The 23589-nt window shown below is 40.1% G+C and carries 18 protein-coding genes; 15 read left to right on the top strand and 3 right to left on the bottom strand.

Annotation, left to right across the window (positions count from 1 at the left end; translation table 11 throughout):
* Positions 1-261 precede the first annotated feature (261 nt).
* On the top strand, positions 262-822 hold the full coding sequence (locus F565_RS22510; protein ID WP_020214667.1) for a putative glycolipid-binding domain-containing protein: 561 nt from the start codon (positions 262-264) through the stop codon (positions 820-822).
* A gap of 5 nt (positions 823-827) precedes the next feature.
* A complete protein-coding gene (locus tag F565_RS0118145) occupies positions 828-1199 on the top strand; it encodes a nuclear transport factor 2 family protein (RefSeq protein WP_020214666.1) in 372 nt (123 codons plus the stop codon).
* Between the two features lie 219 nt (positions 1200-1418).
* On the opposite strand, the gene F565_RS0118140 is transcribed toward F565_RS0118145, so the two are convergent.
* Positions 1419-1919, bottom strand: a complete 501-nt coding sequence (locus F565_RS0118140; RefSeq protein ID WP_020214665.1) for a hypothetical protein — start codon at positions 1917-1919, stop codon at positions 1419-1421.
* Positions 1920-2067: 148 nt separating this feature from the next.
* Between F565_RS0118140 and F565_RS0118135 the strand changes: the two genes are divergently transcribed.
* The 3 genes from F565_RS0118135 to F565_RS0118125 are packed head-to-tail and all read left to right on the top strand — an operon-like array spanning position 2068 to position 3796.
* Positions 2068-2751, top strand: a complete 684-nt coding sequence (locus F565_RS0118135) for an HAD family hydrolase (RefSeq protein ID WP_020214664.1) — start codon at positions 2068-2070, stop codon at positions 2749-2751.
* Positions 2752-2782: 31 nt separating this feature from the next.
* On the top strand, positions 2783-3346 hold the full coding sequence (locus F565_RS0118130; RefSeq protein ID WP_020214663.1) for a YdeI/OmpD-associated family protein: 564 nt from the start codon (positions 2783-2785) through the stop codon (positions 3344-3346).
* A 9-nt stretch (positions 3347-3355) separates the two neighbouring features.
* A complete protein-coding gene (locus F565_RS0118125; RefSeq protein WP_020214662.1) occupies positions 3356-3796 on the top strand; it encodes a DUF6526 family protein in 441 nt (146 codons plus the stop codon).
* Positions 3797-3980: 184 nt separating this feature from the next.
* Here the strand turns inward: F565_RS0118125 and F565_RS0118120 are convergent, their stop codons facing one another.
* A complete protein-coding gene (locus tag F565_RS0118120) occupies positions 3981-4427 on the bottom strand; it encodes a hypothetical protein (protein WP_020214661.1) in 447 nt (148 codons plus the stop codon).
* A 20-nt stretch (positions 4428-4447) separates the two neighbouring features.
* Positions 4448-4636, bottom strand: coding sequence for a hypothetical protein (locus F565_RS0118115; protein WP_020214660.1), 189 nt, complete (start codon positions 4634-4636; stop codon positions 4448-4450).
* 318 nt (positions 4637-4954) lie between these two features.
* Here F565_RS0118115 and F565_RS0118110 point away from each other — a divergent pair, with 318 nt between their 5' ends.
* The 10 genes from F565_RS0118110 to F565_RS21950 all read left to right on the top strand — a co-directional run bounded on the left by F565_RS0118110 (position 4955) and on the right by F565_RS21950 (position 23587).
* Positions 4955-5494, top strand: coding sequence for a YceI family protein (locus tag F565_RS0118110; RefSeq protein WP_020214659.1), 540 nt, complete (start codon positions 4955-4957; stop codon positions 5492-5494).
* Between the two features lie 140 nt (positions 5495-5634).
* Positions 5635-7929, top strand: coding sequence for a GH92 family glycosyl hydrolase (locus F565_RS0118105; protein ID WP_020214658.1), 2295 nt, complete (start codon positions 5635-5637; stop codon positions 7927-7929).
* Positions 7930-8005: 76 nt separating this feature from the next.
* Positions 8006-8257, top strand: a complete 252-nt coding sequence (locus tag F565_RS0118100) for a hypothetical protein (protein WP_020214657.1) — start codon at positions 8006-8008, stop codon at positions 8255-8257.
* A 1-nt stretch (position 8258) separates the two neighbouring features.
* Positions 8259-8738: an NUDIX hydrolase gene (locus tag F565_RS0118095; RefSeq protein WP_035642781.1), complete on the top strand. Its 480-nt coding sequence runs from the start codon at positions 8259-8261 to the stop codon at positions 8736-8738.
* A gap of 59 nt (positions 8739-8797) precedes the next feature.
* Positions 8798-9850 carry a tyrosine-protein phosphatase gene (locus tag F565_RS21960; RefSeq protein WP_020214655.1) on the top strand — a complete coding sequence of 351 codons (1053 nt, stop codon included), beginning with the start codon at positions 8798-8800 and terminating at the stop codon, positions 9848-9850.
* A 125-nt stretch (positions 9851-9975) separates the two neighbouring features.
* Entirely contained in the window at positions 9976-11799 is a 1824-nt protein-coding gene (locus F565_RS0118085) for a cytochrome-c peroxidase (RefSeq protein ID WP_169336039.1), read from the top strand.
* Positions 11799-13763, top strand: a complete 1965-nt coding sequence (locus F565_RS0118080; RefSeq protein WP_020214653.1) for a cytochrome-c peroxidase — start codon at positions 11799-11801, stop codon at positions 13761-13763. The genes F565_RS0118085 and F565_RS0118080 overlap by 1 nt, the downstream gene beginning before the upstream one ends.
* A gap of 419 nt (positions 13764-14182) precedes the next feature.
* On the top strand, positions 14183-22309 hold the full coding sequence (locus F565_RS21955; RefSeq protein WP_020214652.1) for a LamG-like jellyroll fold domain-containing protein: 8127 nt from the start codon (positions 14183-14185) through the stop codon (positions 22307-22309).
* A gap of 146 nt (positions 22310-22455) precedes the next feature.
* Entirely contained in the window at positions 22456-22671 is a 216-nt protein-coding gene (locus F565_RS0118070) for a hypothetical protein (protein WP_020214651.1), read from the top strand.
* 10 nt (positions 22672-22681) lie between these two features.
* The gene (locus F565_RS21950; protein WP_020214650.1) at positions 22682-23587 is read left to right on the top strand and encodes a leucine-rich repeat domain-containing protein; all 906 of its coding nucleotides are present in this window, start codon (positions 22682-22684) and stop codon (positions 23585-23587) included.
* Positions 23588-23589 lie beyond the last annotated feature (2 nt).

Genomic DNA, 23589 nt, shown 5'->3' with positions numbered 1-23589 from the left:
CAGTCGCAGTCACAGTTTTCAGAATAGAATAGCCTTTGCAGTAGTCATTGCAGAGGCTATTTTATTTTTAGACAGCTATGTGTCTCTTAAAGCGAAGTGTTTACATTCAACTTAGTGAACTCAGTGTATAAACCCTGTGTCCTTTGTGGTAAAATTCTTTAATTTCGTGATGAAAAATCATCAAATTTCTTCGCCAAAGCTTTCTTAAATCTTCTCTTTGCGTGAAAGAAATTTCGCTAAATTGCATGTAAAATTCAGGATATGCAAAAGAGCATTGTGTGGGAAGGTTTAGAATATGATACCGAAGAGCATTGCAATGTCAATTTTCTGGAAACCGGCATTATAGTGCGCAGCGAGATAGAAGGCTGGGCAGGTCTTAGAGCCGTGTATGCTGAATATATACTTACACTGAATCTTGACTGGACCGTACGCGAAATTGAGATTCATTTTACCGTTGGTGTAAAAGAACATTTTTATAATTTTACTCGCCACGCTTCCGGCCACTGGACAGATGCTACCGGTACACTTTTTCGTCAATTCGGCGAATGCCTGTTTGTAGATATTTCGCTTACGCCATTTACCAATTCGCTTGTTGTTAAAGGGGTGAAATTTTCTGAAAACCAAACCGAACAGGTTAGCGTATTGTATTTTGATATACTTACTAACGAAATACGCGAAGATGTGCAGCGGTACACCCAACTAAATGCATTTAAATATAATTTTGAAAATGCCGCCGGTAACTTTTCTGCTGATATTGATGTAGATGAAGACGGCTTTGTTACCCATTACCCCAACCTTTTTACCATGCTAAAACCCCAATAAATATAATGGATACTAAAACACAGATAGAGGCGCTCGAAAGCCGCCTTATTGAGGCAATGAAAACAAGTAATGTTACAGAACTTGATGCTCTACTGGCCAATAACCTAATTTTTACCAATCAGAATGGGCATCTTGTAAGCAAAGAAGACGACCTTAATGCGCACCGATCCGGAGAAATGGAAATTTATACGTTAGAAACCAGTGCCCAGATTATAGAGGTATTAAATGATGTTACCGCTGTAGTATCGGTAATTAAAGACATGAGTCTTAGCTACGCAGGGCATACATCGGTAGGTATTTTTAGATTTACAAGGGTGTGGCATAATAACGGCACCAATTGGCAAATAGTAGCGGCACATTCCAGCCAGGTAATATAATTTTTTGCAACCTGCAAGGTTTTTCTAACCTTGTAGGTTTTACTTTTGCCTGCAATAGCTTCCAGCAATACTATTTTCCGTATCCGCTTTTACCTACAATTGCTCTCCGTTAGTAATCAAAAAGTTGAGAGTATAGTTGTACCATTGTTTTTTATGGTAATATTATGGAGGTGGATGATATGATTGGGCATAAAATAATTCTAAAATCAAAATATCATTTTAAAGTATTTGTCGTATTTCTATATTAAAACCATTATTGGTTTTTTTAGATTTTGCACGGTTACACATTTTTTCCGTTACAACATAATAAAACTTTATTCCTGATTTTCCATTTAAGCTTGTAAGTGTGCTCATCATTCTTTTGTCAATAGTTCCAACGGGATTTAAAGAAGTAGTTACTTCAGCATTAAGGAAAATTTCATTATCTACATAGCCTGTTAGGTCTGCGTAGTCAGGGTGGCTGGTTTGCTTAGGGTGCCAGTGCCATTTGTTTATTGATGGAAATTCTTTCTGTAAACTTTCTGCAGCCTTAATTATTAATGCGGCATGTTGCATTTGGTTAAGATCTTCATATAAATCTTTTCTGATATTCGATAATAATTGTACTTGCGAAGTCAAATCTTTCGGAATTTCTTCAATATGTCTTTTTGTCTTTTCAAACCATTTTAGGATATAACTTTCAAGATCTTTTTTTTCTTTATCAATGTCAAGAATTATCATAGTTTCGATTTTAATTAGGTATGCATCTATGGTAAACTTACGCTTTATGATTTAATCTGTTGAAATTAATCGTTTAATTTTTTAACATTACTTTAGCGACACTTTATCGCCCAAAAACGAATATCTTAGTAGTCCTTAAAATTTTACTATGGATATTAAAGTTATAGCCTTTGATGCAGATGATACGCTGTTTATAAACGAGCCTTATTTTGAAGAAACACAGGAGGCTTTTTGTGTGCTTATGGAAGATTACTTAAGCCACAGCAGGCTGGAACAGGAGCTTTTTACCAACCAGATTGCCAACCTGCCATTATACGGTTACGGTATTAAAGCCTACATCCTGAGCATGATAGAGACCTCTATAAAAGTGTCTGAGGGTACAGTAAGCATGAAGCACATTACAAAAATTCTTGACCTGGGTAAAGAGCTGCTTCAAAAACCTATAGAATTAATTGAAGGTGTAGAGGAAACTCTCGCCGCCCTGCATGGAAAATATAAACTGGTAGTAGCCACAAAGGGCGACCTTAAAGACCAGCAGCGCAAACTGCACGACAGCGGGTTGGGGCATTATTTTCACCACATAGAGGTTATGGCCGATAAAGAGGCTATCAACTACCAAAAACTTTTGCAGCGTCTTGACATACAGCCACAGGAACTGATGATGATAGGCAACTCACTAAAGAGCGACGTGCTCCCTGTGCTGGAAGTAGGCGGGTATGCCTGCCACGTACCTTTTCATACCACATGGGCACACGAGCGCATAGACCACGAGGTGAGCCATCCTAACTTTAAAGCCCTGACCGATATAAGGCAGGTTCTTGACCTGTTTTAAATTCGCATCATCCGCATTCCATTTAACTATTATGAAACCAACCTTCTTTGCTACCGAAACCGATTTTCGTGAGTGGCTTGATAAAAACCACACTAAAGAAACCGAGCTGCTTGTAGGTTTTTATAAAACAAACAGTGGTAAGGCAAGCATTACATGGCCACAATCGGTCAATCAGGCATTATGCTACGGATGGATAGACGGTGTGCGGAAATCGTTTAGTGAAGACAGTTATACCATACGTTTTACACCAAGAAAGCCTGTAAGTATTTGGAGTGCAGTAAATATTGATAAAATGGAGCAATTACAAAAGGAGGGACTTATGCAGCCTGCCGGGCTTGCTGCTTTTGCAAAGCGTACCGAAGCAAAATCTAAAATTTACTCACACGAGCGTACTGAAGAGGCGGTGCTGCCACCGGATCTTGAAACCGAATTTAAAGCCAATACTGCCGCCTGGGAATATTTTATAAAGCAGGCGCCTTCTTATAAAAAAGCAGTGATACATATTATTATAACTGCAAAACAGGAAAAAACAATACGGTCACGGTTTGAAAAACTGGTTGCTGCCAGTGCAAACGGAGAACGCCTTAAAAATTAAATCTACAATATGAAAGAGCAAAACTACAAGAACCACATACGCTGGTACCCGCCGCATCATTTTATTTTTTACCCTGTTATGCTGGTGCTTATGGGGCTGTGTGGCATGCATGCTTATTACGAGCATGGCTCTAACCGCTATTTATGGATAGCTGTGGGTATTGGCTTTGCATGCCTTACATGGGTTGCTTTTATGCTGCGCCAGCATTATGCGCTCACCCTGCAAAACCGATTGGTATTGCAGGAACTGCGGTACCGTTATTTTGTAACCACAGGCAAACGTTTTGAACCTATTGAAGACCAGCTTACCGACGGGCAGTTATTTGCCCTGCGTTTTGCTCCGGACGATGAATTACCGGCCCTTGCCGACCGTGCTTTAAAAGAAAACCTATCGGGCGATGCTATTAAAAAAGCTATTATAAACTGGAAACCGGATCATAGAAGGGTGTAGTTTATTGAACTAAGAGATTTAATATTGATTCACACACCCCTAACCCCTCTCAAGAGGGGAACCAGCTGCACTAATACCCTAAAACAATATATTGTAACGGTAAAAAATAAAAGTGGGATAGCAAATAATTACTATCCCACTCATTGCGAATTAGGTTCGGAATCAGAGATTCGTACGTCTAACTCTATTCTTCGTCTTCAGGTTCACTCCACCTAAAGCGGCTATTGTTCCTGTTATACGTTTCACGGTCACTATCTATATAATCATCTGCAGATGCTTCCCGGGTTTCATCGTCATGAAAATCATGAGCGCCTGTGCGTTGCGTTTGGTCATTAGCATCCCAGTTGTTGTTTTCAGTACCTTCGTTAGATGTGGCAGCATTTTTATCTTTATCCTCTTTCCATGAATCTTCATTCTGGTTGTAGGTTTTAGATTCGGCATCCCAACTGTTCTTTACTTTATCGTTATCAGAAACATCATTTACTCTATTTTCATGATCCTGATCCTGTTTATTGCTAACGTTGTTGTTGGTAACGCTTTTCTCATTTTCGCTCGCATTGCGTTGTGTTCCGCTACGCGGATCATCTGAGTTATTCTCGCTAAAAGTGTCATTGTTTATACCTGGTTGCATGTTATTACGTATTACACAGTTTAATATTCCCGTTTCTTTTCAGATGTATTTCCATCCTGAATTTTTTGCGGCGTTTTTGTGGCGGTTACTTTAGCGTCAGTTCCCTCTTCGGCTTTAGCCACATTCTTTTTAAGTTCGGGGGTGTCCTGCTTGTGTAGTGGTTTAGCGCTGTCGGTTTTTGGTGCCGGTGTTTGTTTTCCTGATGCCATGACATTTAGTGTATTAGGTTGTGTATAATGTAAAGTTCGTAAGTACTACGCATTCATTGTTAGCTAATTAACAAAGCCTTTAATATAAAATGTTATACAAGTTGTCAGTAATGCCTCTAAGTGCCCGCCATTGCTCACTTTTTTAATTTAGAACACATATAGTGCTTAATAATTTTAACAAATAATTCACGTAAAAGCCAGTGCTTAAAAGGCTTATTGTGCCTAATTTAGTAGAGGCTTAATAAGTGTTTCCTTATAAAATAATTTGCAAAATGCTTTTGTGCCACATTGAACAATTTTTAAAGTAATATAAATTTTATGGCTACAAGAAACTGGACACTCGATCCTGCCCATTCAGATATAGGTTTTAATATTAAACATTTGGTAATATCTAACGTAAGAGGTTCTTTTAATGTGTTTTCGGGTACGTTAACAACACCACAGCACGACAATTTTACCAATTCGGTATTTTCATTACTTATAGATGTTTATAGTATAGATACCAACAACCGTGACAGGGATGAGCATTTAAAATCGCCTGATTTTTTTAATGCTGATGCGTTCCCGCAAATAGAATTTAAATCTACCGATTTTGAGCATCTTGAAGGAGACGATTACAAACTCACGGGGCAGCTTACCGTAAAAGGAATTACTAAAGAGGTAACTTTTAATGTGCTTTTTGGCGGTGAGGCTAAAGATGGCTTTGGAATTATGAGGGCTGGTTTTGAAATAAATGGTATTATAAACCGTAACGATTTTGATATTCATGCCAGCGATGTAACAGAAGCCGGCGGCCTTGTACTTGGCGAAGACATTAAACTGCATGCTAATATACAGTTTACAAACGATATCAAATAATACAGTACTTCTCACTTTTAGAACACACAGTATAGAAATAAAAACCGTAACCTCTCAGTTAATTTTGGGAGGTTTTTTTGTGTTGCACAGCATTTTGCATAATAGTATTTTTATAAGCTAATGGTAATAAACACAAAACGATGAAAACAGGGTTACTTGCATTACTATTTCTTATATCTGCAATGTGCTATTCGCAAAAAGCACCTAAAAAAAATTACGAGTATATAAACCCTATGATAGGCACACAGCGCATGGGTCACACCTTTCCTGGTGCTACCATACCCTTTGGGTCGGTACAGCTTAGCCCTGAAACCGATACTATTGCTTATGAACTGAATAAGAAATATAATGGCGAAGTGTATAAATACTGTGCGGGTTACCAGTATGACGACAAAACCATAGTAGGCTTTAGCCATACCCACTTTAGCGGTACAGGCCATTCAGACCTGGGAGATTTTCTTATAATGCCAACCACCGGTACTTTACAACTTAATCCGGGTACGGCGGCCAACCCACAATCAGGTTACCGGTCTGCTTTCTCTCATGCTAACGAAGTTGCACAGGCTAATTATTATAAAGTAAAACTGGACGACCATAATATAGTTGCAGAGCTTACCACAAGCCAACGCGTAGGGTTTCATAAATACACGTTCCCAAAATCATCAGACAGCCATATTATACTCGACTTAATGGCCGGTATTTATAATCATAAAGAAAAAAACGTTTGGACTTTTGTGCGCGTAGAGAATGATACCCTTATTACCGGATACCGGCAAACACAGGGGTGGGCGCGCACGCGGACGGTATATTTTGCAATGGCTTTTTCTAAACCGATAAAAAATTACGGTGTACAAAAATATGATGCCGATAATATTTACAAGGGCTTCTGGCGAAGGTTTGACGAAACAAAAAACTTTCCTGAAGCCGCCGGCAAAAACCTTAAAATGTATTTTGATTTTGATACAAAAGAGGGAGAGGCAATTATGATAAAAATGGCATTATCACCTGTAAGTACTGCTGGTGCCTTAGCCAATATGAAACAGGAAATACCCCATTGGGATTTTGAAAAAACAAAACGTGATGGGCAGCAACTTTGGGAAAAAGAACTGGATAAAGTGAAAGTAGAAACCATTAACGAGGCAGATAAGGTTAATTTTTACACTGCCTTATACCATGCCTTTATAAACCCTACAGTATATATGGATATTGATGGCAGTTATAAAGGGCTTGACCAGAATATTCATAAAGCCGAAGGTTTTACAAATTATACTACATTTTCACTTTGGGATACTTACAGGGCACTACACCCTTTGTTTAATATTGTTCAGCCTAAGCGCAATGCCGATATGATACAATCTATGCTGGCACACCATGACCAGAGCGTGCACAAAGCATTGCCGGTATGGTCGCACTATGCTAACGAAAACTGGTGCATGATAGGCTACCATGCGGTATCTGTAATTGCAGATGCTGTGGCAAAGGACAATACAGGTTTTAATACCGATAAGGCATTACAGGCCTGCATTAATTCGTCTAACCTTGAGTACTATGACGGTATAAAGTTTTATAAAGAATTAGGTTATGTGCCCGAGGATAAAAATGGCTCATCGGTATCTAAAACATTAGAGTATGCTTATGATGACTGGTGCATTGCCCAGATGGCAAAAAAGCTTGGTAAACAGGAAGTGTACAATGATTACATAAAAAGATCTGCCAATTACAATAATGTATTTGATAAGACTATAGGATACATGCGCCCAAAATTAAGCGACGGTACTTTTAAAAAACAATTTGACCCGTTAGATACCCACGGTCAGGGCTTTATAGAGGGCAATGCCTGGAACTACAGCCTGTATGTACCGCAGGATCCTGAGGCTTTAATACAGCTTAACGGCGGCAAAGAAAAATTTGCCGTACATCTTGATTCCCTTTTTACAATGACCCTGCCCGATAAGTATTTTGAAAATACCGAGGATATTACCCGCGATGGTATTATAGGCAATTATGTGCATGGCAATGAGCCATCGCATCACGTGGTCTATTTGTATAATTGGGTTGGGCAGCCTTATAAAACGCAGCAGCGTGTACGCATGATAATGGATGCCATGTATAAACCCGCACCGGATGGACTGGGAGGAAATGACGATACCGGCCAGATGAGTGCCTGGTACATCTTTAGCAGCCTTGGATTTTATCCTGTAGCACCGGGTAGTGATGTTTATGCTCTTGGAAGCCCTAAAATAAAAGAGGCAACGCTTACGTTAGAGAATGGTAAGACGTTTACTGTATCTGCTAAAAATCAGAGTGCAAAGAATGTATATGTAAGCAAGGTTGAATTAAACGGGAAGTTATTAAACAGTACATTTATTAAACATGCCGACATTACAAATGGCGGTAACCTTGTTTTTTATATGGGCAGCAAACCCAAAAAATAATTTTGCAACGGGTACCACGCTTTATTGTTTAACTTTTTGCCTCATCGTTTATTAGAAATAATTTGTAATTTAGGATATGAAATTATCTGAATATAAAAGTTTAAATGAAGAGGAACAATACCAGATCCTGTGGGGTGAAGGTATACTTATAGATGCGTGCCTTGAAGGGTCTGTAAAAAAACTTTTGTATGCTATAGACAACTTTTATGTAGAGCTATGGTGCCATATCATGACAAATAAAATTTTATGGAAGCTGAGTTTTAAACAGGGCAAATTACTTGAAAAATATTTAAGTAAATATCCGGTACATTTTGATGCAGACCTTTAATATGAAGCAGAGTGCGGGGATTTTATTATACAGAAATATTCAGGATGAGGTGCAATTTTTTATCGTTCATCCTGGAGGGCCGTTTTTTGCTAAAAAAAATGAGGGCTGGTGGACGGTGCCCAAAGGCGAATTATTGCCAGACGAATTACCATTAGAAGCAGCAATAAGAGAATTTAAAGAAGAAACCGGGCATGACGTCACGGGTGTTTTTATTGAGTTGCAGCCCATAACCCAAAAAGGAGGTAAAAAAGTGTTTTGCTGGGCCGCAGAGGGTACTTTACAACCTACAGATATTGTATCGAATACCTTTGAAATGGAATGGCCGCCAAAATCGGGAAAAATGAAATCATTTCCGGAGATAGATAAAGCTGGGTGGTTTAATTATGCAGAAGCTGTCGAACTTGTAAACGAGCGACAGATAGCTTTCTTAGACGAGCTATTGCAGATACTTAATGGCAGTGATAATTTGCGGCAATCTTAAAAATTGCCTCAGCTATGCTAACTCTTTGTCATTATATTTCAATTTACTATCTTTAGCTAATGAGAATTTTCTTCTACTTTATTAACCTTTGCCTTGTTGCATCGTGCAGCCCTAAGCTGCCGGAGCATTTTTATACAAAATCGTTGCAGGAAGGCAATTACATAGAAAACCATAAAAACACTTACACACTGCACACCAATGATGATGCTGCGAAGTTTGAAACCTTTACACTTCAGGATACTGTAAAGAAAAATGTAAACAGTAAAGAACCCGTAATAAAAAATAAGCACCACCGCCCTTACATAAATATGATAGAGAGTGGTGATACTACCATTATTGCCAACCGCCATATTTACTTTAAAAATGTGGTAAACTTCAGGGATGTTGGCGGTTTAGTGACTACTCAGGGTAAAACGGTAAAATGGGGCAGAATATTCAGGTCAGATAATTTGTCTCAATTGCGGGAAAGTGAGTTTGATAAATTTAATGACCTTCAGATTAAAACAGTTTTCGATCTCAGGACGCCGCAGGAAATAGATGGCAAAGAAGACCATTTACCGGCAAATGTTAGCTATGTACATGCACCATCGGTATTAGATCATGGCGACCTTCTTTCGGGTATGCGCGGTAAAGTGCTTAATGGAGAGATTTCCGATGAGGAATCTATACAAATTATGGCCGGGTTTTACCGTGGTATTGTTGCCGATAATATTCCGGCATTAAAACAATTACTGCAAACTATATTAAGTTCTGATGCTCCCGTGCTGTACCACTGTTCGGCAGGTAAAGACCGTACGGGCATTACGACCGCTTTAATTTTATCTATATTAAAAGTAGACAGGCAAACTATCATAAACGAATATTTACTGTCAGATTATTACCGTAGGCAAAAAGTAGAACGCATGCTTACCAAGGCAAAAATTGCTAAAGTTATAAAACCACACCTTGGGGTAGGGGTAATACAAAATTTTATGTCGGTAGATGAACGTTACCTTAATGAAGCTTTTAATTATATAGACAGTAATTATGGCGGAATGGATGCTTTTATAAAAAACCAACTGGGTATTAGTAATGCCCAGCGCGAACAAATAATTGAAAAATTAACGTACTAACCGTTTTAGGCATCGGGGTTTATTTCACTATTTCTTAATGTGCAATTAATACACTTTTTGCAATAGGAGGGTAAGTTTGCGCGATGATCAGGCTTACCATTTCCCTTAGATATATAAAGGCAATAGTGTTTTTTACAGCACTAACTATTGTTGCGTTATTTTGTTATTCATTCTCTTCAAATCCGGCTTATACAAGTCCGGGCATAATTGCTATAGGAAGTACTAATTTAAATAATGCCATTGCAGCCTTAGACCAGGCTGCGGTAGATTATAAGTTTGGTAAGATAACGCTCGACTCCCTTCAAAAAAATCTGGCAGCAACCCGTGTTGTTTACAAAAAGATAGAATTTTACCTTGCCTTTCATTATCCGGAATATTTAAAGGGCAACATTAATGGCGCACCTTTAATGCAAATAGAAAAAGAAGGCACGCGCCCCAAGGTTGTAGATCCTGTGGGGCTGCAGGTTTTAGATGAACTTGTATTCTCTGACGAAGCTAAAGATCAAAAAAGCCGGATATCCATTCTTGCAAAAAAACTGCATGGTGCTTACGGTACTTTGTATGCAGAGCTGGATAAAAATAAACAGGCAGGTAGGTTTGGCATAACGGCCATGAGGTTACAGGTAGTACGCATACTCTCTCTGGGTATTACCGGGTTTGATACTCCCGGGTCGCTTAATGCATTTCAGGAAGCGCAGGCATCGTTACAGGGTATACAGCAATATGTGCAGGAAAATTATAAACCGGCCGATACCAAAATAGTTTTGCCTCTTTTAAGCAGAGCCATTCAGGTTTTAGAAAATCCGGGTACATTTAACGCGTTCGACAGGCTGTCTTTTATAAAATTGTATTTAGACCCTATATATAAGGAGCTGGGAAAGTTTAATGATGAGGCAGATGCCGAATACATGAAAGAGACTATTGCCTGGAACCCCGGCAGCACTTCTATCTTTGCAGAAGATTTTTTAAATCCATATTTTTTTTCAGAATTAAAGAAAGAAGAAGATACCGATGACTTACGCGATCTGGGCAAAACCCTGTTTTATGATGCAACCATAAGTAACGATGGTAAAGTAAGCTGTGCTACCTGCCACCAGCCCGAAAAAGCCTTTAGCGATGGCTTGGCAAAATCGGCAAGCAATGTTCAGGGTAAATCGGTTTTAAGAAATGCACCTACATTACTCAATGCCGTTTATGCCGACAGGTACTTTTACGACCTACGTGCCTTTACTTTAGAGCAGCAGGCAGAACACGTAATATTTAATAAAGATGAATTTAATACGGCTTATGCGGCTATTATAAAAAAGCTTAAGGAGAATCAGGACTATACTAAAAAGTTTAAAACGGTATTTGGTAAAGACGGAATGACCCGCGAAAACTTTAGTAAAGCGCTGGCATCATACGTATTGTCGTTAAAATCGTTTAATTCAGATTTTGATAAATACATACGTGGGGAAAGTACCACAATTTCGCAGGAGATAAAAAATGGCTTTAACCTTTTTATGGGTAAGGCAAATTGTGCCACCTGCCATTTTGCGCCAACATTTTCGGGCCTTGTGCCTCCTTTTTATAATGAGAACGAAAGCGAGATACTTGGTGTACTGGCAAGCCCAACAGCTAAAACACTTGATGCCGATACCGGCAGGATCGATAACCAGATATATAATGAATATGCCTGGATTTACGAGAAATCATTTAAAACAACTACAGTGCGCAACGCTGCATTAACGGCACCTTACTTTCATAATGGGGCATATAAAACCCTCGAAGATGTTATAGATTTTTATAACAAAGGCGGAGGTGAGGGTATGGGCTTTACTGTAAAAAATCAAACGCTGGCTCCTGATGTTTTAGACCTTACCGAAACTGAGAAGAAAGACCTTATAGCCTTTATAACGTCGCTTAACGATGTAAGTGCTGCTAAGGCACAGCTAAAAGCAACCCGATAATGAACCTTAAATATATACTGCCGTTATTTGCGGCAATTACACTATTTTTTGCTCCCAATTTTTTTTCGGTAAGCAAAAGCGAGTACTATCAGAACGATTACGGGCCGGTAATACAGGCAGCCCTTAAAAATTTTAAACAGGAAGTAGATGTACTTAATACTGTAGCTGTGGCTTATGCTAACGGGCAAGCCGATAGTAAGCAATTGCAACAGCAGCTTGCAAAAACCCGGAATGCCTATAAGGCTAACGAGGCTTTGTTAGAGTATTATTACCCTAAACACATTAAAGCATATATTAATGGGCCACCGTTAAACCATTTAGACCCTTATCCTGTTAAGGAAGAATATAAAGAAAAAGGATACTATGTAGTGTCTGCAAAAGAATATAGCAACAGCCTGCCGTTAGATTATATAGATCTTACGCATTACCGCGGTGACAGAAGGGTAGTAGGCCCGGTGGGTTTGCAAAGGCTCGATGAACTTATATTTTCGGACGAAGCAGCGCTGTCTAAAAAAGAGATACAGCAACTTGCTGCACAGGTAAAAGAAGCACTGCCTGCCCTTGAAATGGCCATTGCCAAGCGTACCTTTTTTTATGATTTTGAAATAATGGAAGCTTCGAGGCTGGAGCTAATAAGGATTTTTTCTATGGGTATTACAGGTTTTGATACTCCGGGGTCGCTGAATGCTACAGATGAAGCAGCGTCATCATTAAAAGGGATACAGCAATTGCTACAGCCTTTATTGCAAAAAGCAGATTTGGATAAGCAGTCTGCAATTAAAACTACATTTGCGGGGGCAATAAGTTACCTTCATAAAAACAGCAATTTTGAAAAATTTGACAGGCTGACTTTTTTAACTGATTATATCAACCCGCTGTACAGGCAATTGTATGAGGTACAAGTGGTGCTTAAGCTGGAAACATCGGCAAAAAAATGGGATAATGTAGAATCGTGGAATTCTGCCAGTACCAATATATTTGCTGCTGATTTTTTAAACCCATACTACTACAGCCTACTTAAGGAAGATGCCGATAACCCCGAATTAAGAGAACTGGGTAAAAAACTATTTTATGACAAAAGCCTGAGCAGTACCGGGCAAATGAATTGTGCTTCGTGCCATAAACCGGAACTTGCCTTTACCGATGGGCAAAAAACATCGGCGGCAAGCAGTGTGGGTAAATATGTATTGCGTAATTCGCCCACACTTATTAATGCTGTATTTTCAGACAGGTATTTTTATGACCTTCGTGCTGCCGATCTTGAAGAACAGGCAGAACATGTAATAGAGAACCATTTAGAGTTTAATACCTCATTTATAAAGCTTGTTGCAGGACTTAATGCAAATGATAATTATAAAAAACAATTTGCATTAGTGTTTAAAGACAATAAGGAGATATCAAGATACCGGTATTCGTCGGCATTGGCGTCCTATATTATTTCATTGCGCTCTTTTAACAGCTCATTTGATCGTTATGTACAGGGAAAATCTAAAAAAATAGACCCACAGGTAAAATTAGGGTTTAACTTATTTACGGGTAAGGCAAATTGTGCCACCTGTCATTATGTACCCACGTTTAGCGGACTGGTGCCACCCATGTACCAGGAAAATGAAACCGAAGTACTGGGTGTACCCACAGGACCCAACCTTTTAGAAATGGATACCGATTACGGGCGCATAACCAATAATATTCCTGACGACAGTGAAGAGATATACCGCAACTCTTTTAAAACAATGACAGTTCGCAATGCCCGGCTTACAGCACCCTACTTTCATAACGGCAGTTTTAAAACCCTTGAAGAGGTTATAGACTTTTATAATAAGGGAGGGGCAGCCGGTATGGGTATGGGGTATGAAGTGCCAAACCAAACCTTGTCTCCGGATCCTCTTAACTTAAGTAAGAAAGAAGTTGCAGCACTTATAGCATTTATAGAGTCGCTTACAGACAATCCGTTTAAAGATTAATACCTAAATACCACCATATTTATAGTAAACCGCTGTAAGAATTATCTTTCGGCGGTTTTTTTATATACATGATTTTCAGTTTTAATGTTAAGAGCGTTTTAATGTAGTAGTAATATAATCCCCAATGTAAACTGGTTGTTAAATGATAGAAGTTAGGATTACCACGAAGTATTTGGTGTTAAAATTATGGTAAATAGTTAATTTAATATATATACTCGTGTTAAAAAACTATACATGTTTTATATTGTTATAATTACAACATTATTAATGTAACTTTTTGCTGTTGTACTACTTTTTTTTATAACATGAGTTCATCATTCCTTAAACTAAACTTAAGTTTTTAGGTAGGCTATCCGCAAGGCTAAAATTTACTTTTGCCTCCAATAATACATTTACTAACAAACACTTTTAACGTTCACATGAAAAACAACAAACTTTTTTGGAGTTTTTTGGTTTTTCTCTGTATGGTGTCAGGCCTTAGTGCCCAAACCATTCCGGGAGATTCCATCGTTCATGGCCCCATGTTAAGCCCCGTCTACAACAACAGTGTACGGGTATGGGTGCTAACAAAGAATGGCACAGGCTCTGGCTCACAGCTAAGCATTACGCTAACGGGTGCCGCAAGCCCCGGTACTGCCTTAACGGGTACGGTACACAATCAGGACGACCGTTTGGGCTACAGCCTCAGGTCGTACGAGTACACCGGCCTTACCCAGGGCGAAACCTATACAGCTAATGTATTGGTTAACGGACAACCAAGTGGCAATACTGCTACTGTGGTAAACGGAAATGAAACTATTGATGATTTCCAGTTTCTATCAGGAGGTTGTGGCAGGATCTATGACTTGTCGCGTTGTATGGATATTCCGGAATCGGCATTTCACGTAAATGGCGACCCTGATATTTACAACGTTATGGCACGCGAGCAAAGCGACCTTATGGTATGGCTGGGCGATGCCGTTTACTTATTAGGCCTTGAGCACGCCATGGGGCAGTGCCTTGACGGACAAAACGACTGGGCTAACAAAGACATGGCTTTTGACCGTTACCTGTTTTACAGGAATTACCACCGCAACCTTATTAAGGCAATGCCGCAACTGGCTATTACAGATAACCACGATACGGGACCTAACGAGTTTAACAAAACAATGCCAACACTTGGCGAAATGCGCGAAATATTCAAGGACTGGTGGCCTAATCCTGAATATAAGAGTACTCCCGAGGGCCCGGGCCTTTTCTCATCTTACGTATATAAAGACGTAGAGTACTTTTTAACAGATAACCGCAGCTACCGCGATGGTACCCAGGCGCATTATGGCCCGGACCAGATGGCCTGGCTTAAGCAAGCTTTGCTTAATTCTACAGCGCCGTTTAAAGTGCTTATTAACGGTACGCCATCTTTTGAGCGTAACTGTGGTGGCAGGAACTTTTGCAGCACTACACAATCTGCAGAGCTTATAGCATATATTAAAGAACACAATATTAACGGAGTTCTTTCGCTTAGTGCCGATATTCATGAGCAAAAGTTCATGATAAGGGAAGGCGATGTAAAGTATCCCTTATATGATGTTCTGTCGGGTAACCTGAATTCAGATATTGGTAATGGTGTAGTTAATGTAAATTACAACAGCGATTACGTGCTTACAGGTATGAAACAAACCTATTTAAGGATAGGTGTTTATGGCGATGTGGGCGACAGGAGGATGAAGGTAGAATATGTAGGCCTTAACGGGCAGCCGTATTTTGAAGAGATCATTCACCAGGATATGCTAACCAGCCAAAATGCCGATGCATTAAAACTGGCTTTAGGTATAGATAATTCCCTTACAGACGCATCTGGTTTTAACCATTCATTTACTACTACAGGTGTTACCTTTGGTGCCGACAGGAATGGCGTTGCAAATGGAGCAGCACAATTTACGGCTGCTACAGATGTGCATACAGCGGCAGTTAATGCGTTAAACTTTCACGACAGGCCATTTAGCCTTGTAGCGTGGGTTAACCCAAGCCAAATACCCGCAAATGGTGCCGTTATTTTATCTAACGGTACTGCTACTGCAGGTATGAGCACAGGTATAGATGCTAATGGTAAACTTACATTTACAAACCATGCAACAGGTACTGTACTTACAAGCAATTACAGCATACTGCCTAACGCATGGTCTCACGTAGCCTGGAAGTATGATAACGTAAGGAGAAAACTATCGCTTTATTTTAATGGTTTCCTTATCCAGTCTTGGAACAATGTTGTTTCTCCAACAGCTTCGGATGCTAATGTTAGCATAGGGAACAATTTCCAGAACAAAAAATTCATAGGGGCATTAGATAAATTTATGCTTTACGGAAGGATAATTTCTGACGAAGAGATTATGCTTGACGCAGAAATAGAATCTACACGTGGCGGCGTTCTTAAAGTAAGCGGTGGCCAGAACATGGCATTATCAGGAACTGCTACTAACGATGCGCTTAGCAATGACTTTACTATAGAGTTTTGGGGTAAACTAAACGGCGATCCGGGTACTAATTACAAAATATTTGCCAGTAACGGCCGTGTAAATAATAACAGTACAGGTTTATCTTTTGAGTTTCCTGACAGTAACAAGCTTAATGTTATAGTAGGTAATAACAGCGCCGGATGGAATAACATCTTTGTAGAACAGGGCGCAGCATGGACTGTAGGCGAGTGGAACCATGTAGCATTAACAGCTACTAAAAATGGTACCATGAAATATTACATAAACGGGGCATTAATTGCCGAAGCTCCCTTTACAGAGTATGTAGCTAATTCATGGGGTCTTGGTTTTGGTAAAAGCCCGGCTTATTCGGGAGACATTAATGCCGACCTTGATGAGGTGCGCATCTGGAAAAGAGCACTTACCCAGCAGGAGATAGCGCAACACATGCACTATACGCTTGCAGGTACAGAGACAGACCTTGCCAACTACTTTAACTTTAACAGTGAAGAAGGCACAACCATTCTTGACGATCTTGGTGCTGCAAATGCAGATGTAACCATAGCCGGCGGATTGCTTGCCCCGGCAACATCTCCTGTAAGTGTAATTGCAGAAGAGTACCGCGATGTGGTTACCGGCAAATGGAGCCGCAACAACACTGTAAACAATGCAGGCTTAACGTTGCCGGATGCAATTACAAATTACAGCAGCAATGTGGTAATTGGTAAAAATAATGCTACAGAGCTTGCAGTGGTTCCAGGCCATACAGATGTTTTTTATTCTGTAGGAGGATGGCACATAGACCCGGTAAACAACCCGTTTGCAACAGTAAGGATAAACCTTGAGCAGGCCCTTACACAATTTGATTCTATCAGGGCTACTGCAGGACATTACTTCCTGTTAAAACAAGATTCTGAAACTGAATTTGCAACTGTTGCCGAAGGCAGCTTTGACGGACAGAATGTAACGTTCTATAATGCTAACCTTGCAGAAGGTAACTACTTTATAGCATGGAGTGCAGGCGAATTTATTGCGGGCCGTGGGGGTGCATTATCGTTAAATACGGGTCATAATGTTACAATCCCGTATGCCGATTTAAACCCTGTATTAGGTGGCTCGTTTACTATGGAAACATGGGTAAACTTTACACAAAGCCCACGCAATACACCGCTTGTATCTAATCATGGCAGGGTAAATAATAACACAACAGGATTTACTGTCGAAATTCTTGACAACAGTACTGTACAGTTAACGTTTGGTACAGGAACGCCAGACTGGATCCGTATCAATTCAGGTGCAGTAAGCCTTGCAACAGGCGAATGGAACCATGTAGCCATTACGGCTGTACCAGGCCAGAATATAAAACTTTATATAAACGGCGAGCTTACAGCTACAGGCGCTTATACTGCTTTTGCACCAAATACTAACTGGGCATTTGCACTTGGTAAAAGCCTTAACTACAACAGCCAGTCGTATTCTATAATGGATGAATTTCGTTTTTGGAATAAAGCAAAAACACAACAGGAAATTAAAGACCAGATGCATACTATTGTAAGTGCAGCTGACACGAACCTTGTGTATAACTTTACTTTTGACCAGGAAGACAATGGTACACTTGTAAGCAATGGCACAAATACAAATGCAGTTACTTATACAAGTGCTGTAATAGTAGACGCTACAAGCCCGGTTGCCGAAATTATAACTCCGTTTGATGATAAAGTAACAGGTAACTGGACTAAAGCTAACGAGCGTACTAACGGCCTTTATTTAAGGGATGCTGTAACAAGCTATGTGCAAAACGTTGTTATAAGCCGTGACTACAACAATACACTTACAGATCTTCTTAATGCAGAAGATACTAAATATGTAGCCGGTGGATGGCATGTAAATGCTATGGGCATACAAACAGGTAACCTACAGGTAAACCTTGCAGAAGTATTTGCTAATCCTGCGCAAACAAATGCACTGGCAGAACAATACATGCTTATAAAAGGAGACCCTGCAGGAAGCTATGCAGTAGTTGCTACAGGTACTGTAACAGATCTTTTAGTAGATTTTAATGATGTAGAGCTAAGCTTTGGTAACTACTACCTTGCCTTTACAACAAATACAGCCGAGGTAATTGCGCAGCAGGGTGGGGCACTTCATCTTGAGGCAGGCCACGATGTACGTATTCCTAAAGCCGGTGTTAACACAGCACTTTCAGGATCGTTTACCATAGAGCTTTGGGCACGCCTAACGGCAACAGCCGGAGCTAACACAAAACTTGTAGGCTTTTCAAACTTTGGTGGTGGCGAATTTGGATGGGAAATGGAGTTCCTGGGCAACCAGACACTACAAACCATTACAGGTAGAGGATCTGCCGGAGGATGGAACTCTCTTGGTTCTGCACATACATGGAGCCATGACGAGTGGAACCACGTAGCGGTAACTTTTGTGCCAAACGGTGAATTTAAGTTTTACGTTAATGGAGAACTTGCAAGCAGCATGCCTGTAGGTACGTTTCAGCCATGTATCAACGACCTTACATTTGGTAAAAACATAGCTAACAACTCTCCTACACAAAGTGATATAGACGAGTTCCGTATCTGGACTGTGGCAAAAACACAGGCAGAGATAAGGGCTAATATGTACCTTACTATGCCAACAGCTACAGATAACCTTCCTTACAACTATACATTTAGCCAGGAAGATAGTGGTTATATGGTAAACACCGGTTCGGTTGCAGTAGAAGTTCCTTATACTAACGCTGAGATCATACCAGCTACAGATCCTGTAAGGGATATCGAGGCTGCTTACCGTAATAAAGTAAGTGCAAGCTGGAGTGTAATGAACGACAACCGTAACGGTATGTACCTTAACGATGTTATTTCATCTCACGATGTGAACGTTGTAGTAGGTAAAGAAACAGGCAATGAAATATTAGCATTGCCAAATATAGAAAATGCTACTAAGAAATACCTCAACAGCCGTTGGAAATTTGAGTCTCTTTATGTAGAGAACGGTACGCCAAAGGTAAGCCTTGCAGATGTGTTTGATAACCTTAACAGTGTAGATGTACTTGCTAACGAGTACTACCTGTTACAAGGCGATCCACAAGGAACGTACACTGTAATTGCTACCGGTACTAAACAAAACAACATTGTTACTTTCTCGCAAATAACATTTAACAATGAGCCTGTTTACCTTGCATGGTTAAGCGATACTACATATCCTGTAGGTACTTTCCCTGTTGCTGCACAAAGCCTTTGGAAATACAGCGACTTAGGTACAGACCTGGGTACAGACTGGAAAAACAATAACTTTAATGACAGCACATGGATGTTTGGTAACGGTATACTTGGTTATGGCGACCCTAACCAAAATACTACACTTAGCTATGGGCCAGACGCTCAGCACAAATATACTACCACTTACTTAAGGCATACGTTTAACGTAGAAAATGCTGCACAGTATGGTTCACTATTATTTGAAACACTTAGAGATGATGGTGTTGTAGTATATGTAAATGGCGTAGAGGCTTTCCGTAGCAATATGCCGGAAGGTGATATAGCTTACACTACTTTTGCATCTTCTGCAATAAGTGGAGCCGCCGAAACTACTTATGTAGAAAATATTACGGCTAACCTTTTACAGGATGGTGTAAATGTCATAGCTGTAGAGCTTCACCAGAGCGATTTAACCAGCTCTGACTTAGCATTTGATATGAACGTAAGGGCATTACCGCCGGAACTTGAAGCAGCAAATTATCCTGTTGCAAAAGATTCTGAATGGCATTACCTTGATAATGGTACAAGCCTTGACGATGTAGAATGGGGTGTTGCCACATACTCACCGGGATGGCTTTCAGGAAGGGCGCCACTTGGTTATGGCGATCCTGTAAATACTACTATCAGCTATGGAGCAGATGCATCTAACAAATACATAACATCATATTTTTACAGGAACATCAATGTAGATCTTGCCGATGTTTCAGACTTTGTAGAATTTGGTTTAAAAAGAGATGATGCTGCTGTAATATACATTAATGGTGTAGAAGCGTTTAGGGATAATATGCCTGCTGGCGATTTTGATTACCTCACACGTTCGGCTACAACTGTTGATGGTGCAGACGAGAACAGGTATTTTGTACACAGTGTGCCTAAATCTATGTTCCAGGACGGTATAAACCGTGTGGCTGTAGAGGTGCATAACCGCGACAATACAAGCTCTGACCTTAAGTTCGATATGTATATCAAAAATGCAGAAGACCTTACTGTAGCGTGTGATGCCCCGCATATTGCGTGCTTTACATCTATAGCGCCTACAGGGCAAACGCCTAATCTTATTATAGCGCCGGAACACCGCTTCCAGTTGTTATTTAAGGAAGGTTCTAACTACACAATAGGGTCTGGTACAGTGCCGGGCAACCATGACTTTACAGCGTATGTGCCTATAGACGGCAGCAGCCAGACAGGACACTTATCTGTAAACCATGAAAATGCGCCGGGTGGAGTTTCTATGTTAAACATACACCTAGATACAGATAATACCCTTTGGGCTGTAGACCAGTCGCAGCAGGTAGACCTGTACAACGATCGTCTTGTAACTACTACCCGTAACTGTTCGGGAGGTATTACACCATGGGGAACTGTTGTAACCGCAGAAGAAAATACAGCTGCAGGAGACAGCAATGGTGATGGCTACCAGGACGAAGGCTGGCTTGTAGAAATAGACCCTGCAACAGCGCGCGTTAGAGATGATTATGGTAATGGCTTCCAGGAAAAACTGTGGGCTATGGGCCGTATGAACCACGAAAATGTGGTTGTTAAAGCCGATGGTACAGCTGCTTACTATGGTGAGGATGGGAATACACATTGTGTGTACAAATTTGTACCTACTACAGCGGGTAGCTTATATTCAGGAGCGGTATATGTATTAAAACTGGACCTTGAGTTATCGTCAGATGAGCCAAGTTCATCTACAGCTACATGGGTACAGGTGCCTAATACTACCCAGGCAGACCGTAACAACCTAAACATTGTTGCTGCTTCTTTAGGAGGTACTAACTTTAACGGTGTTGAAGATTGCGACATCAGCCCGCTCGATGGTAAAATATACTTTACATCTAAAGGTAAAAACCGTATCTACAGGTTTAAAGATGATGGCTCTACGGTATCAGAATTTGAGGTATTTGTAGGCGGTATGACGTATCCTATAGAAACTGCAAACGGCGTTGTAAACGAAGCTTGGGCAGATGGTAATGATAACCTTACATTTGATGATAAAGGTAACCTATGGGTATGCCAGGATGGTGGCCAAAACTATATTTGGGTAATAAGGCCAGACCACAAACAGGACAGCCCTAACGTAAAACTGTTTGCATCTATGCCGGCAGGGGCAGAGCCTACAGGCTTAACCTTTACGCCAGATTATAAGTATGGTTTCTTCTCTGTACAGCACCCTAACGGTAACAATGCACCGCAAACAGATGCTACAAGAGGGCAGGTTAACTTTAATGCTTCGGCTGCTTTAGTATTCTCATTGCAGAGAGACTTAGGCCTGCAGGCTCCGGTTGCAGATTTCGTTGCAAGCGATGTAGTGGTTGATGAAAATGAGACAGTAACATTTACTGACTTAAGTACGCACAACCCAACAAGCTGGTCATGGACGTTTGAAGGTGGTGTACCGCCAACATCGACCGAAGAGCACCCGGTTGTAACTTACCCTACAGCAGGAGTATATGATGTAACGCTTACAACTACTAACGAGGCTGGAAGCAGCTTACCGGTACTAAAAGCAGAATATATTCTTGTTGAAGAGGTACTGGGTACAGAAAACCCACTTAAAGCATTAGGTGTAAATGTATATCCTAACCCTACTAAAGGACTGGTTAACATAGAGTTTAATGCAAATATGGCAGGTGAAAAGATATCTGTTGAAGTTTATGACCTTATGGGCCGTAAAGTAACAGAGCGTTCTAACATGTCTACCATTGGCGGAAGCCAGAAAATACAACTGGATCTTTCTAACTATGCAGGAGAGCAGGTGTTTATCGTTAAATTAAAAATTGGCGAAAATACAGGTTCTTACAAATTGCTTAAAGTTAAATAGTCCTGATATTAAATAAGGGGGCCGGTAACAATACCGGCTCCTTTTTTAATTACAATAAAATCATACTACCTTAAAACATACATAAGCTCAGGGCACAGGCTAAAGCTTAAATTTGATGGTTAAACCCATCGTTAAAAACACACCAAATGAACAAAAGCTTACTATCTGTAATGGTATTGTTTTTTATGTGGAGTTTAGTTGTAGTACTCTCCGGAGACTCACAGCTATTTAAAAACACAACCAATACCAATAAAAAAATCAGCACAATCACTAAAAATACTCATACGGCTAAACGCCGCCTTTGCAAAAGCATTGCTTACAGGCAGGCTGCAACCACTACAGTAATAAAACCTACAAATTAGGCTACCAATAATGATAAAATCTTCTTTATTACTACTTAGTTTTCTTAGCCTTTCGGGGTATGCACAAAATGTAAACCCCTTAAAAGATAAGGTATATACAAGTGTAGAAACGGCTCTGGCTGCAAAGCCAAAAGCTACCCACCTTAACTTTAGGGATCATGGTATATTTCATGTACCCACAGATATTTCCCACTTAAACAAGCTTACCTTTTTAAATCTTATGGGCAATAACCTGGAGTATGTGGGGCAGGATGTTTTTAACCTTAGGGATCTTGAAATATTAAACCTTAAACTAAATGCGCTTAAGTACATAAGCCGCGATATAGTGAAGCTGAATAAACTTGTAAGGCTCGACCTTTCAGATAATTCCATTGCCCGTTTACCGGATGAAATTAAAACATTAAAAAAGCTGAGGTTCCTGCATTTGTCTTTCAATTTAATTACGGCCATACCTAACGCCATAGAGAATTGTAAAGATTTAGAAGTGCTGGAAATAGACAACAACCAGTTAAGCACGTTGCCGGCAGGGATATCTAAACTGCAAAAACTAAAAAGCCTTAATATGGGTTTTAACCAGTTTAACGAATTTGATGCCTATTGGACGAAACTTACAGATCTTGAAGAGTTAAACATTCAGTATAACTTTTTGCGCGAATTGCCTAACGAAATTGCTGCGCTGCAAGGACTTAAAACGCTTATGCTTAGTAATAATAAGCTTACCTCATTGCCGGATAGTATTAGTACTTTAAATAAATTAGAACTGTTTTCGCTGGCAGATAATAACATTACCACGTTGCCAAAAAACATTGGTTTGCTGGTTAACTTAAAAACATTAATTTTAAAAGGTAACCCCATAAACAAAGCAGAGCAGGCAAGGATTAAAAAAGCATTGCCCGGCTGCACTGTTTATTTTTAAGG

The organism is Flavobacterium rivuli WB 3.3-2 = DSM 21788 (assembly GCF_000378485.1).
Classification (GTDB): Bacteria; Bacteroidota; Bacteroidia; order Flavobacteriales; family Flavobacteriaceae; genus Flavobacterium; species Flavobacterium rivuli.
This window is presented reverse-complemented; position numbering and strand designations above follow the sequence as displayed.

Excerpts from the sequence above, each read along its gene's own strand:
- F565_RS21960 (WP_020214655.1), top strand. The coding sequence starts at position 8,798 with ATGAGAATTTTCTTCTACTTTATTAACCTTTGCCTTGTTGCATCGTGC.
- F565_RS0118110 (WP_020214659.1), top strand. The coding sequence starts at position 4,955 with ATGGCTACAAGAAACTGGACACTCGATCCTGCCCATTCAGATATAGGT.
- F565_RS0118120 (WP_020214661.1), bottom strand. The coding sequence starts at position 4,427 with ATGCAACCAGGTATAAACAATGACACTTTTAGCGAGAATAACTCAGAT.
- F565_RS0118100 (WP_020214657.1), top strand. The coding sequence starts at position 8,006 with ATGAAATTATCTGAATATAAAAGTTTAAATGAAGAGGAACAATACCAG.
- F565_RS0118080 (WP_020214653.1), top strand. The coding sequence starts at position 11,799 with ATGAACCTTAAATATATACTGCCGTTATTTGCGGCAATTACACTATTT.
- F565_RS21950 (WP_020214650.1), top strand. The coding sequence starts at position 22,682 with ATGATAAAATCTTCTTTATTACTACTTAGTTTTCTTAGCCTTTCGGGG.
- F565_RS0118140 (WP_020214665.1), bottom strand. The coding sequence starts at position 1,919 with ATGATAATTCTTGACATTGATAAAGAAAAAAAAGATCTTGAAAGTTAT.
- F565_RS0118125 (WP_020214662.1), top strand. The coding sequence starts at position 3,356 with ATGAAAGAGCAAAACTACAAGAACCACATACGCTGGTACCCGCCGCAT.
- F565_RS21955 (WP_020214652.1), top strand. The coding sequence starts at position 14,183 with ATGAAAAACAACAAACTTTTTTGGAGTTTTTTGGTTTTTCTCTGTATG.
- F565_RS0118095 (WP_035642781.1), top strand. The coding sequence starts at position 8,259 with ATGAAGCAGAGTGCGGGGATTTTATTATACAGAAATATTCAGGATGAG.
- F565_RS0118145 (WP_020214666.1), top strand. The coding sequence starts at position 828 with ATGGATACTAAAACACAGATAGAGGCGCTCGAAAGCCGCCTTATTGAG.
- F565_RS0118130 (WP_020214663.1), top strand. The coding sequence starts at position 2,783 with ATGAAACCAACCTTCTTTGCTACCGAAACCGATTTTCGTGAGTGGCTT.
- F565_RS0118135 (WP_020214664.1), top strand. The coding sequence starts at position 2,068 with ATGGATATTAAAGTTATAGCCTTTGATGCAGATGATACGCTGTTTATA.
- F565_RS0118105 (WP_020214658.1), top strand. The coding sequence starts at position 5,635 with ATGAAAACAGGGTTACTTGCATTACTATTTCTTATATCTGCAATGTGC.
- F565_RS0118070 (WP_020214651.1), top strand. The coding sequence starts at position 22,456 with ATGAACAAAAGCTTACTATCTGTAATGGTATTGTTTTTTATGTGGAGT.
- F565_RS22510 (WP_020214667.1), top strand. The coding sequence starts at position 262 with ATGCAAAAGAGCATTGTGTGGGAAGGTTTAGAATATGATACCGAAGAG.
- F565_RS0118115 (WP_020214660.1), bottom strand. The coding sequence starts at position 4,636 with ATGGCATCAGGAAAACAAACACCGGCACCAAAAACCGACAGCGCTAAA.